This window comes from Salinarimonas ramus (assembly GCF_014645695.1).
GTDB lineage: Bacteria > Pseudomonadota > Alphaproteobacteria > Rhizobiales > Beijerinckiaceae > Salinarimonas > Salinarimonas ramus.
In genome coordinates this window covers 172,809-186,510 of sequence record NZ_BMMF01000013.1, presented here as the reverse complement: position 1 = coordinate 186,510, position 13,702 = coordinate 172,809, and the positions used below count along the sequence as shown (strand labels likewise).

General features: G+C 74.8%; 2 protein-coding genes. Both read left to right on the top strand.

The features are described from left to right. Positions 1 to 277 precede the first annotated feature (277 nt). A complete protein-coding gene (locus IEX89_RS19950; RefSeq protein WP_188915019.1) occupies positions 278 to 6,439 on the top strand; it encodes a non-ribosomal peptide synthetase in 6,162 nt (2,053 codons plus the stop codon). Next, the gene (locus IEX89_RS19945; RefSeq protein WP_188915018.1) at positions 6,436 to 13,698 is read left to right on the top strand and encodes a non-ribosomal peptide synthetase; all 7,263 of its coding nucleotides are present in this window, start codon (positions 6,436 to 6,438) and stop codon (positions 13,696 to 13,698) included. Before IEX89_RS19950 ends, IEX89_RS19945 begins: the two co-directional genes overlap by 4 nt. The last annotated feature ends 4 nt before the right edge of the window (positions 13,699 to 13,702 follow it).

Sequence of the window (13,702 nt, the reverse complement as noted above, 5' to 3'; positions counted from 1 at the left end):
GGGCAACCGCCATCTGCGCAAGGTTGCGTCCAGCACGCTCCGTATGCTTACTGCAGATTGCCAATCTCGGGACCGTGGGCATGGCGGGCTGGGCGAAGGTCACGGGGGTTCGCTGAAATTAGGCGTTGATAAGCCGCCGCGATTCGCATCTCATGCCCACGGGGAGCCGGCAGGTGTCCGCCGGCACGGCCGGCGCGCCGGCCCGAGGTTGCCTCGCCGGAGGCGAGTCGCGCATACTACGCCCGGCGGTGGAGCGGGCTGATCCGAAGGGGCGCGGATGTTGCGACTGGTGCTGGCGACGAACGTCCCCTACACCCGCTATCACGGCGGCGCGAACCGGTCCAACCGGGCGCTCGCCGAGGCCTTGGCCGCGCGTGGGCATGCCGTGTCCGTGGTCACGCCCGCACTTTCGAGCCCCCCCGAGGAGACCTACGCCGATTGGCGCGCGCGCCGTCTCGCCGAGGGCGACGCGCTCACCGCCACCGCCTTCGGCGAGCGCTTCGTGAACAGCGGCGTCGACGTCCACGCCGTCGCCGACCAGGGCCGCATGATCGCGGCGCTCGGCGAGACCATCGCGCGGGAGCGGCCGGACTGGGTCTTCGTCGCGAGCGAGGATCCGAGCCAGAGCCTGCTCGAGGCGGCGCTCCAGGCGGCGCCCGAGCGCGTCGTCTACCTGGCGTTGACGCCCCAGCTCTTCCCCTTCGGCCCCGAGAGCCTCTATCCGGGGGAGGAGCGCACGCGGCTCGTGCGCCGCTGCCGCCTGCGCCTCGTGCTCAGCCGGGCGGCGGCCTCCTACGTCGAACGCCATGCCGGCGTCGCGGCGGATCTCTACGCGCCGCCGCATTTCGGCACCGGGCCCTATCCGATGCTCGCCGATCCCGCGGGACCGGCGCTCTTGATCAACGCGAGCGCGGTGAAGGGGCTCGGCCTCTTCTGCGACCTCGCAGCCGCCTTCCCCGACAAGCCCTTCGCGGCGCTTCCCGGCTATGCGACGACGCCCGACGACCGGCGACGGCTCGCGGGGCTGCCCAACGTCCAGATACGCGCCAACCGACCCGCGCTCGACGACGTCCTCGCAGGCACGAGCGTCGTCCTGATGCCGAGCCTGTGGTTCGAGAGCTTCGGCATGGCCGCCGTCGACGCCATGCTGCGTGGCGTCCCGGTGCTCGCCTCCGATCACGGCGCGCTGCCGGAGGCGCTGCTCGGCACCCGCGCGCCGCTCCCCGTGCGCCCCATCGAGGGTTATCGCGACCGGCTCGGCGAGAACCTGCTGCTCGAGCCCGTCGTGCCGGACCAGGAGATCGGCCCCTGGCGCGATGCGCTCGCCGCGCTCTGGGGCGACGTAGCCGGCTACGAAGAGGCCTCCCGCGCGGTCGCGCGCACCGCCCGGGACTACGTCGCGCGATCCTCCGTCGAGCCGGTCGAGCGGCTCCTCGCGGAGGCCGCGGCCGCGCCGGCGCCGCGCCCGCCCACGCTCCACACCGTCGAGAAGGAGGATCGGCCGATGCTGTCGCCGGCGCAGAAGGCGGAGGCGCTCCGGCGCGCCCGCGAACGCAAGAGCGCGACGGCGTCGGGCCCCCGCGCCCGCATTCCGCGCGTGTCGCGCGACGGCGACCTGCCGCTCTCGCCGGGGCAGCGACGGCTCTACTTCCTCCAGAGGCTCGATCCGGAAAGCGGAGCCTACAACACGGCTTTCGCGCTTCGGTTGAGAGGACGGTCGAGCACGTCGGCGCTGGCGCAGGCCCTGGACGGCCTCGCGGAGCGCCACGAGGCGCTGCGCACGCACGTCCTGGAGGGCCGCGACGGGCCGGTCGTCCGCATCGCGCCGGCGACCGGTCTCCCCCTGGAGACGCTCACGGCCGCCGATGAGGACGCGGCTGCGGCGCTCCTGCGCGGCTGCGCGGCGCGGCCCTTCGATCTCGCGAACGGCCCCATCGCGCGGGCCCATCTCGTGCGGATCGCCGAGGACGATCACGTCCTCCTCCTCGCCATCCACCACATCGCCACGGACGCGTGGTCGACGGGCATCCTCGCGCAGGACCTCGCCGCGCTCTACGCGGCGGCGCTCGCGGGGCGCGCGCCCGAGATCGCCCCCGAGGCGCCGGGCTTCGCCGATTACGTCGCCTGGCAGGCGGATGCCGCGCGCGCCGAGACGGCGCGGGCGGACGAGGAGTACTGGGTCGCGACCCTCGCCGGCGCGCCGGAGGCGATCAACCTGCCGAGCGATCGGCCGCGCCCGGCCGTTCGCCGCCAGCTCGGCGACAGCCTGCCGCTCTCCTTCCCCCCGGAAGCCACCGCGAAGCTGCGCCGGATCGCCGGGGAGCGGGGCGCCACGCCCTTCATGGCCATGCTCGCGGCCTGGGCGATCGTCCTCCACCGTGTCGGCGGCGACGAGGACATGGTGATCGGCGTCCCCGTGGCGAACCGCGCCCGGCCGGAGCTCGAGCGCATCGTCGGGTTCTTCGTCGACACGCTGCCCGTGCGCATCGCCGTCCGCGAGAACCCGAGTTTCGAGGCGCTGCTCGATCACGTGCGCGAGCGCCTGCTGGAGGGATTCCAGCACGCGAGCACGCCCTTCGAGCGCATCGTCGAGCGCCTCGATCTCCCCCGCTCGCGCAGCCACGGACCGCTGGTCCAGACGCTGTTCGGCCTCCACGACGCCGGAGCGGGCGCGGGCGCGATCGCGCTCCCCGATCTCGCGGCGACGCCGGTGCCGATCCACAACGGCACGGCCAAGTTCGACCTCAACGTCGAGCTGGCGGAGGTCGACGGGCGCATCGAGGGCTCCATCGAGTACGACACGGAGCTGTTCGAGCGCGACACCGTCGAGCGGCTTGCGGAGGCGTGGCGCACGGTGATCGCGGGCATCGCCGCCGATCCCCGCCGGCGGATCGGATCGGTGCCGCTCCTGCCGCCGGACCGCGCGGCCGAAATCTATAGCCGGCTCAATCCCGAGCCGGAGCCCCTCGATCCCGGCGATTCCATCGCAGCCCGCCTGCGCGCCGCCGCCGCGCGAACGCCCGATGCCGAGGCGCTGCGCGCGGGCGAGGTCGTCCTCACCCATCGCGAGCTCGCCGAGCGGAGCGACGCGCTCGCCGCGGGCCTCCTTTCCAAAGGCGTCGGGCCGGACGTGTCCGTCGCCTTCGCCACGCAGCGCGGCTTCGAGCGGATGATCGCCATGCTGGCGATCCTCAAGGCCGGCGGCGCCTGCGTGCCGCTCGACCTCGGCCTGCCGACGGAGCGCCTGCGCTTCGTGCTGGCCAATTCCCGCGCGCCCTTCGTCCTCGCGCATGCCGCCACCCGCGAGCGCGCCGAGGCGCTGGGCGCGCCGGTCCTCGACCTCGCGGACGTCGCCGCCGAGGGAGCTGCCGCCCGCACGCCGCTTCCCGCCACCGTGCCGCACGAGGCGACGGCCTACATCCTCTACACGTCCGGCTCCACGGGTCTGCCCAAGGGCGTCGCCTATCCGCACGGGGCGGAGCTGAACCTGATGGCGTGGTTCGTCGATCGGCTGCCGGAGCCCGCCCGCTCGCTGCAATTCGCCTCCATCGGCTTCGACGCGAGCTTCAACGAGAGCCTCTCCGTCCTGATGACCGGGGGCGCGCTGAACCTCCTGACGGAGGCCGAGCGGGCGGACGTCACGCGCGCCGTCGACATCTATCTCGAGCAGGGCATCGAGCGCGCGGTGGTGTCGGTCGTTCTCCTCGACCTCCTGGCCGAGCGCATCCTGCGGCAGCCGCCGGAGCGGCTCGCGCTGACGGAGGTCATGGCCACCGGCGAGCAGCTGAAGATCACGCCCGCCGTGGAGCGGCTTCTCCGGCGCTACCCGCACCTGCGGCTGTGGAACGATTACGGGCCCACCGAGAGCAACGTCGTCACCGCGCTCGACGTGACCGCCCGCGCCGACCATTACGGCGCGCTGCCGCCCATCGGCCGCCCGGTGCGCTCGTCGCGCTGCTACGTGCTGGACCGCTATCTCCACCCCGTGCCGGAAGGCATGCCCGGCGAGCTCTTCCTCGCCGGGACGGCGCTCGCGCGCGGCTACAACGGCGCGCCCGGCATGACGGCGGAGCGCTTCCTGCCCGATCCGTTCGCCGCGACGCCGGGCGAGCGGATGTATCGCAGCGGCGACATCGCGCGCCTGCGCCGCGACGGCGCGCTCGAGCTGATCGGGCGCGCGGACGACCAGCTGAAGATCCGGGGCTTTCGCGTCGAGCCGGCCGAGGTGGAGATCGCCCTTCGCGCGCATCCGTCCGTCGGCGATTGCCTCGTCATCGCGCGCACCTTCCCCGGCGACGACCGCCGCCTCGTCGCCTACGTGGTGGCGGGATCGGGGCCGGCGCCGGAGGTGCCGCGGCTGCGCGCGCATCTCGCCGAGCGCCTGCCGGACTACATGATCCCGGCGCACATCGTGCTCTTGCCGCGCTTCGAGCTCAACACCAACGGCAAGATCGACCGCGCCCGCCTGCCGCTGCCGCAGGAGGCGACGAGCGACGAGACGGAGATCCGCGCGCCGCGCACCGAGATCGAGGCGGTGCTGCTCGAGCTCTGGCAGGACGTGCTCGAGATCCGCAAGATCGACATCCGCGACGACTTCTTCTCGCTCGGCGGCCATTCGCTGCTGATCATCCGCATCATCGCGCGCCTGCGCGAGCGCCTCGGCGTCGACCTGCCGCTCGCCACCTTCATGGACGGCCCGACCATCGAGGAGGTCGCCGTCGCCGTGACCGCGCTGATGGCGCAGGCGGGCGACGACGCCGATCTCGAGGCGCTCCTCGCCGAGATCGAGGGGCGAGGGCAAGAAGAAGGGCGAGGGGAAGACGAAGCGGAGGGAGCTTCGGCCTCGCCCCCCGCGGAGCCGGTCCGTGCGACGCTCGATCCCGACGCGCTGCGCCGCGCGCTCCTCGCGCGGGCGCCCGACGCGCAGCCCGGCCCCGGCGTCGCGGCGATCGGCGTGCCGTCGAGCGGCCGGCCCGAGAGCCTCGCGGAATGCCTCGCCTCCTACGTCGCGAACGCGCAGGATTATGGGCATTCACCGGAGATCGTCGTCTGCGGCCGCCAGCCCGACGCGGCCACCGAGGCGGCCTACGAAGGCGTCCTCGCTCACCTCGCCGCGCGCACGGGCCTGCCCGTCGCCTATGCCGGCGCGGCCGAGATCGACGCCTTCGCCGCCCGGCTCGCCGAAGCCGCCGGTGTCGATCCGGCGATCGTGCGCTTCGCCCTTGACGACGGCGAGGGCGCGGGCGCGCCCTACGGGACGGGGCGCAACACGCTCCTCCTGCACAATGCCGGGCGGGCCTTCGTCAGCGTCGACGACGATACCCGCGCCGACATGCGCATGCGCGCCGCCGCGGATGACACGGGCGTCACATTGCGCTCCGACGCCGGCATCGCGGAGATCCGCGTCGCGGCGAGCCGCGCCGAGGCGCTCGCGGGCGCCGTGCCGCGCGCCGTCGACTGGCTCGGGCAGCACGCCGCCCATCTCGGTGCGGAAGTCCCGGCGCTCTTCGCGGCCGACCCGGCACGTCCGCTGCGGGCGGAGGGCGCCGACGCCGACGCCTTCGCCCGGCTCGCGAAGGGCGAGGGGCGGATCGTGACGACCTCCCACGGCTGGCTCGGCGATTCCGGCTGGGCGGGGGCGGACGAGGCACGCTGGCTCACCGGGCCGTCCTTCGACCTCGTGACCGCCGACCCCGAGACCTATTCCCGCGCGCTGGCGAGCCGGGAGATCCTTCGCGACGTGCCGGGCCTGACGCTCGGTCGCGGCGGCGATTTCTTCTGCCTGTCCGCGGGCTTCGACGCCCGCCGCCCGCTCGTGCCGTTCCTCCCCGTGCAGCGGCGGGAGGACGCGCTCTTCGGCTTCGTGTCGATGCTGGCCGATCCCACAGCCGTCGCGGCGCACCTGCCGGGCATGATCCTGCACGATCGCGCACCCACGCCGGGCGCGCGGCCCCTGCCGGACGCCGTCGACCTCGCAGCCCTCGTGCGCGCGGCGCTCGCCCACGAGGACGGGCTGCCCGAGGAGCCCGCCGAGCGGCTGCGCACGCTCGGCTCCCGCCTCGCCCGCGCCGCCGCGGCCGCACCGGAGGCGTTCGACGCCTGGCTGCGGGAGCGGGCGCTCGCGGACGCGCATGCCGAGATCGCCGCCGTCGAGGCGCGGATCGCGGCGGCGCCGTCGGAGAAGGCGTTCTGGGCGCGTGATGCAGAGCTGGCGCTCGGCCTCGCGCGCACGCGCCTCGCCGAGGACGACAGCCATATCCCCCGTGCGATCGGCCCCGATCTCGACCGGACCGCGCGGCTCCTGCGCGTCCGGCGGCTCATCGGCCTCTACGGCGCGCTCATGGAGGCCTGGCCCGCGCTGATGGCGGCCGCCGCGCGACTGCGCGAGGACGGCCGGGGGCTCGCACGACCGGTCCACCCGCAGCGGGCGGCGTCGTGAGCGGGGCGGACGCCTCGCTCTCCGAGCGCATTCGCGCGCTCTCGCCGGAGAAGCGCCGGGCGCTGGAGCAGGCGCTCGCCGCACGGCGCGCGACACCCGCGGCCGCGCCTGTCGAGAGTACGCCCGCAGCCGAGGAGGGGCCGGTCCGCCTCACCAGCGCGCAGCGGCGAATGTGGTATCTCGACCGCCGCGACCCCGGCCGCGCGGCCTACAACGTGCCGCTGGCCGTGCGCCTGCGCGGGCCCGTCGATCGCGACATCGTTCGCCGGGCGCTCGCCTGCGTCGTGGAGCGCCACGCGATCCTGCGCACGCGCCACGAGGAGCGTGACGGCGAGGTCGTCGGGATCGTCGAGCCGGCGGCGCCGCGCTGGCGGGTCGTCGAGCTCGGCGACCGGCCGCCCGAGGAGGCGCTCCGCGTCGTCGACGAGCGGGCGGCGCAGGACGGCTCCTCGCCCGTCGACCTCGCCCGCGAGGTCCTGCGGGCGACGCTCTACATGATGTCCGAGGACGACGCCGTCCTGCACGTCGTCGTCCACCACATCGCGATCGACGGCTGGTCGGCGGCGATCCTGATGCGCGAGCTGGCGCACGCCTACCACGCGTTCTCCGCCGGCGGCGCGCCGGACCTGCCGCGGCTGCCCGCGCGCTATGCCGACGTCGCGCGCGAGGAGGCGGCGACCCTCGCGGGGCCGCGTGCCGAGGCGGCGATCGCCTTCTGGAAGGAGGCGCTCGCCGACGCGCCCGACGGCATCGCCCTGCCGCGCACGGCGGATGCGCGCGAGGCCGTGGACGCCGTCGGTACGCTGCCCTTCGGCATCGACGAGCCGCATTATTCCGCCTTCAAGGCCTTCTGCCGCACGCAGCGCATCAGCCTCTATGTCGGCTTCCTCGCCATCCTGAAGCTCGTCCTGTCGCGCTACGCCCGCACGACGGACGTCGTCGTCGGCACGGAGGCCTCGGTGCGTTCCCGCGCCGAGCACGCGGAGCTGATCGGGCTCTTCGTGAACCAGCTCGCCCTGCGAACGGACCTCTCCGGCGAGCCCGGCTTCGCCGAGGCCTGCCGGCGCATCTCCGAGACCGTGCGGCGCGCCTTCGCGCACCAGGACCTGCCCTTCGATCGCGTGGTGCGCGCGCTGGAGCGCCAGGGCGAGCGCCAGCCGCTCTTCAACGTGGTGCTGAGCCTGCGCACGGAGGAGGGCCGGCGCGGGCCGGACGACGCCGCCGGCGGCGCGGTGCGCTTCGAGCCGGTGCCCGACGGCGGGCCGAAGACCTTCGCACCGAAATTCGACCTCGCCTTCTCCATGGTCGACGACGGGTCGCGCCTGGGGGGCGCCATCGAGTACGACCGCCGGCTCCATGCCGCGGAGGCGATGGCGGGGCTCGCGAACGCGGTGCGCCGGGCCGTCGCCTGCGTCCTCGCGGAGCCCGAGCGGCCCTTCGCGCATGTCGCGCTGGGCGGCGAGGAGGTGATGCGCCTCGAGCGCGGCGCCTGGAACGCGACGGCACGTCCGCTGCCGGAGGTTGTCGGGCTCCATCGCCACTTCGAGGCGGCGCACGATCGCGATCCGGCCCATCCGGCTCTGATCCACGGGGACGAGGCGTGGAGCCATGCGCGGCTCGAGCGCGAGGCGAACCGGCTCGCGCGGCGCGCGGCGGCGGCCGGCGCCGGGCCGGAGCGGGTCGTCGCGCTCTCGATCGCCCGCGGGCCGCGCCTCGTCTGCGCCGTGCTCGCGGCTCTCAAGACCGGCGGCGCGATCCTCGTCCTCGATCCCGCCCAGGCCTCGGGCCGCTGGCGCGCGATCCTGGAGGACGCCCGCCCCGCGGTGATCCTCGCCGACGAAGCCGGCGCGGCCCTGCTCCCGCCGGTCGCGGCACCCGTCATCGACGTCGATGCCGACGAGGCGAGCTCCGAGGAGACCCGCCTCGACGTCGCGATCGACCCCGACCAGCTCGCCTACGTCATCTACACGTCCGGCTCCACCGGGATGCCCAAGGGCGTCATGGGGCACCATCGCGGCCTCTCGGCTCTGTGCGAGGCGCAAGCTCAGGCGTTTCGCCTGACGCCGCAGGATCGGGTGATGCAGGTCTCGGCCGTCACCTTCGACGCCTTCGTCTGGGAGCTCGCCCTCGTCTGGCGGGCGGGAGCGACGCTCGTCCTGCATCCCGACGGCGCGCCGCAGCCGGACGAGGCCTTCCTCGCGCTCCTGCGCGAGGCGCGGGTGAGCATGATGACGATCCCGCCATCGGTCCTCTCCGCGCTGCCGGAGGGCGAGCTCGCCGGGCTGCGGAGCCTCGTCGTCGCGGGCGAGGCCTGCCCGGCGGCGCTCGCGACGCGCTTCGCCACGGGCCGCTCCATGGTCAACGCGTACGGCCCGACGGAGACCACCGTCTGGGCGAGCGGCGAGATCTGCACGGCCGGCGAGGCGCCCGCCATCGGCAGGCCTGTCGCGAACATGCGCCTCCACCTCGTCGACGCCGCCCTGAACCCGGTGCCCGTGGGAGCGCTCGGCGAGATCGCGCTCGCGGGTCCGGCGGTGACGCGCGGCTATGTCGGCCGCGCCGACCTCACCGCGGAGCGCTTTCGGCCGGATCCGTTCGCGCAGGCGCCCGGCGAGCGGATGTACCTCACGGGCGACCTCGGCTGCCGGCTGCCGGACGGGCGGGTGCGCTATGTCGGGCGCATCGACGATCAGGTGAAGATCCGCGGCTTTCGCGTCGAGCCGGGCGAGGCGCAGGCGGCGCTCGCGCGCCATCCGGGCGTGGCGCAGGTGGTCGTGCGCGCCGTCTCCCACGAGGGCCGCGACGTCCTCGTCGCCTGGTGGATTGCGAGCGGTGCGCCCCTCGACGAACCCGCCCTGCGCGCGCATGCGGCGGCGCATCTGCCGATATGGCTGCGCCCGTCCTTCTACGTGCGCCTCGACGCCATGCCGCTGACGCCGCACGGCAAGATCGACCGCCGCGCGCTGCCCCCGCCCGATCCGCAGGCGCGGCCCGCGCTCGGCACCGGCGAGCCGCCGCGGGAGGGGATCGAGAGCCGGCTCGCCGCGGTCTGGGCCGATGTGCTGGAGATCGAGCCGCCGGGCCGTGACGAGAGCTTCTTCGAGCTCGGCGGCGATTCGATCACGAGCGTGCGGCTCGTCTCGCGCGCCCGCGCCGCAGGCCTCGGCTTCACGGCGGTGCAGCTCTTCGCCAACCCCACCATCGCCGGCCTAGCGCCGCTGGTGGAGAGCGTGGCGCAGGGCGAGGCGCGCGCGCACGCAGACGCGAGCGGCGAGCTGCCGCTGTCCCCGCTGCAGGAGGGCCTCCTCTTCCACTGCCTGCGCCGGCCGGACCTGCCGCTCTACGTCCAGCGTTTCCGGCTGCACGTCGCAGGCCCCCTCGACCCGAACGCGCTGGAGCGCGCCTGGAACCGGCTCCTCGCGCGCCACGAGGCTCTGCGCACGCGCATCGCCTGGCGAGGACGCGAGCGGCCGGTGCAGATCGTCGAGGAGCGGGTCGAGATGACCGTCTCGCGGATCGACCTCTCCGCCCTCGACGCGCCCGCCCGCGTGGCCGCCCTCGGGCGGTTGGACGCCGAGGAGGCCGGCGCCGGGTTCGATCTCGAGGCCGCGCCCCTCGTGCGCTGCACCCTCGTGCGCCTGGGCGCGCAGGAATGGGAGGTGTTCTGGGCCTGCCATCACGTCATGGTGGACGGCTGGTCCTTCGCCATCATCGAGCGTGACCTCTTCGCCTTCTATGCGGCCGAGCGCGACGGGCGCGCCGCGCCGGATGCCGTGGCGCCGGCCTTCTCGGACCATCTCGCCTGGATCGCGGGGCGCGATCAGGCGGCGGCGCGCGCCTGGTGGCGCGAGCGGCTCGCGGGCTTCGACACGCCCGCCCTCGTCGCCGACGGTGCCGCGAGCGGCGAGCCGGCCTGGCGGGAGGCCTCGGAGATCCTCGATCCGGCGGCGGACGAGCGGCTGCGGGACTTCGCCGCCGCGCGGGGGCTCACGCTCAACACGCTCGTCCAGGTCGCCTGGGCGCTCGTCCTCTCGCGCCACCTGCGCCGGCGAGACGTGGCGAGCGGAATGATCGTCTCCGGGCGCCCGGCGGAGCTCGACGGCGTCGAGGAGATGGTGGGGCTCTTCATCAACACGCTGCCCTACCGCCTCGTCCTCGACCCGCACGTCCCGCTCGCCGCCTTCCTCGCCACGGCGCAGCGCGATCTCGCGGAGATGCAGGCGCGCGCCTTCCTCTCGCTCGCGGAGCTGCAGCGCCTCGCCGACGTGCCGGCGGGTGCGGCGCCTTTCGACACGCTCGTCGTGGTGCAGAGCCTCCCGCCCGGGGGCGCGCGCCCCGCGGAGCTCGCCGTCACCGCAGATCCCGTCGCGGCGCGCACGGATTATCCGCTGACGATCATCGTCGAGGTGGCGGAGCGCACGGCGCTTCGCCTCGTGCACGACGAGAGCCGCCTGTCGGGCGCGCGCACCCGTGCTTTCGCGGCGGCGCTGCGCACGGCGCTCGAAACCCTGCCGGACGCGGCGAACGGCCCGCTCGGCGCCTGGCCCGCCTGCTTGCCGGACGATGCCGCGCGCCACGATGCCGGCCCGCCGGCGCCGCCCTTCGTCGATCCGGCCACCCTCGTCTCCACGCGTGCGGCGGAGACCCCCGAGGCGACGGCGCTGGTGCTCGAGGGGGAGGCGCTGTCCTATGCCGACCTCGAGGCGCGCGCGAACCGGCTCGCACATTGGCTGCGCGCCGAGGGCATCGGCCCGGAGGTCGTCGTGGCGCTCCATCTCGAGCGCTCCTTCGCCCTCGTCGAGGCGATGCTCGCGGTGATGAAGGCCGGTGGGTCGTTCCTGCCGCTCGGCCTCGACGTGCCGGCGCCGCGCCTCGCGCAGATGCTCGACGAGGCGCGCCCGTGCCTCGTCCTGACGACGTCTCGGCTGGCCGAAAACCTGCCCGCCGGTTCCAGGGTGGTCGCCCTCGACGATCCGGCGCCGCCCTGGGCCGACGCGCGGGCGCAGCCGCCGGCGCCGACGGGGAGCCCGGACGATCCGGTCTACGTGTTCTACACGTCCGGCTCGACGGGACGGCCGAAGGGCGTGGTCAATACGCGCCGGGGCCTCGCCAATCGCATCGCCTGGGGCCAGAGCGCCTATCCGATCGGGCCCGACGACCGGGTGATGCAGAAGACGCCCTTCACGTTCGACGTCTCCGTGTGGGAATGGCTCTGGCCGCTGAGCGTGGGCGCGACGCTGGTGATCGCGCGTCCCGGCGGCCACCGCGATCCCGCCTACCTCGCCGATCTCGCCGAGCGCGAGGCGGTGACGCTCATGCACTTCGTGCCCTCGATGCTGCAGCTCTTCCTCGAGGACCCCGCCCGCCCCCGGCGCTGCCGCGCGCTGCGGCGGATCGTGTGCAGCGGAGAGGCCGTCTCGGGCGACCTGCGGGACCGCTGCCGGGAGCATGCGGGCGTCGAGATCCTCAACCTCTACGGCCCGACCGAGGCGGCGATCGAGGTCTCGCACTGGCTCTGCGCGCCCGAAGACACGGGCGCGTCCGTACCCATGGGCCGGGCCATCGACGGCGTCGTCCTGCGCGTCGTCGATCCGCACGGTCATCCCTGCCCCGTGGGGGTGCCCGGCGAGCTGCTGATCGGCGGCGTCGCGATCGCGCGCGGCTACATCGCGCGCCCGGACCTCACGGCGGAGCGCTTCGTGCCCGACCCGCTCGCCGGGCGCGACGGGCTCACGCGGCCGGGGGACCGCGTGTACCGCACCGGCGATCTCGTCGCCCGCCGCGCGGACGGCGGCCTCGATTATCTCGGGCGCATCGACTGGCAGGTGAAGATCCGCGGCCAGCGCGTCGAGCTCGCCGAGATCGAGGCGGTGCTGCGCGCCTGTCCGGGCGTACGCGATTGCGCGATCGTCTACCGCAAGGGAGCCTCCGGTGACGGCCGGCTGATCGCCTACGTCGTCGGGCCCGCGGACGATCCGGCCGCTCTCACGACGCTGAAGGCGGCGCTCGCCGAGCGCCTGCCGGAGGTGATGCGCCCGGGCGACTGGATCGTGCTCGACGCGCTCCCGCTGACGTCGAGCGGGAAGCTCGATCGCGGCGCGCTGCCGGAGCCGGGGGCGGCCACCATGCGCGGCGGGCGCGGCGGCCCCCCCGCGGACGCGGTTTCGCGGGAGATCGCGACGATCCTGCTCGCGATCCTCGGCCGCGGGGAGGCGGATGCCGCGAGCATCGGCGTGCGAGACCATTTCACGGCGGATCTCGGCGGGCATTCGCTGCAGGTCCTGCGCGCGGTGGGGCGCCTGGAGCAGCGTTGGCCGGGCCGCGTCGATCTCGCCGGCTTCCTTCGCGATCCGACGATCGAGGGCGTGGCGCGGCTCGTCTCGGAGGGCGAGCGCACGGCCACTGGTCGCTCCGCGCTCCTCGTCCCGCTGCGACCGGAGGGGAAGGGCGCGCCGCTCTTCCTCGTCCACCCGGCGCTGGGCGCGGTGATCTGCTACATCGAGGCCGCGCGCGCGTTCCCCGGCGCGCGCCCGCTCCACGCGATCCAGGCACCGGAGCTGGCGGGCGCCGCCGGGATCGAGAGCGGCGATCTCGTCGCGCTCGCCCGCGCCTATCGCGACGCGATGCGCTCCGTCCAGCCGGAGGGCACCCTCGCGATCGCCGGCTATTCCTATGGCGGCCTCGTCGCCTTCGAGGCGGCGCGCCAGGAGGCGGCGGCGGGTATGCCGCCCACGCTCCTCGCGATCATCGACACCCTCGCCCCGCCGGCGGAGCCCTCGGGCGATGCCGGGCTCGGCGAGGCGGCGCTGCTGGCCGAGCTCGGGACGATCCTCGAGCGCTACGGCGGCGGCGCGCCGACGCTCACGGCCGACGCCGTGGCGGCGATCCCCGCCGAGGAGCGCCTCGCCTTCGTGCGGCGCACGCTCGAATCGGGCGGCGTGCTCGACGGGCTCGCCTCCGCCCTCGATCTCGGCGCCACGCTGGCGGCGACCCGCGGCGCGGGGCTCGCGCGCGCCACCTATCGCCCGGGCCCCTACGACGGACCGCTCGCGCTGCTGCGCTGCGCGAGCCCGAGCGCGGAGGACCTCGCGGGGACCGATCCCGCGCAGATGGCGGACGAGGCCCTCGGCTGGGGGCGCTTCGTGCGCGGCGCGATCAGCGTCGAGACCGTGCCCGGCGATCACGTCGACGTGCTGCGCGGCGAGAACGCCGCGCGGGTCGCGGCCTGGCTCGCCGATCGGCTGGCGCACGCGACCTGAAGGG

Bases quoted from the DNA above. Each gene is read 5' to 3' on its own strand.
- IEX89_RS19950 (WP_188915019.1), top strand. From the start codon at position 278: ATGTTGCGACTGGTGCTGGCGACGAACGTCCCCTACACCCGCTATCAC.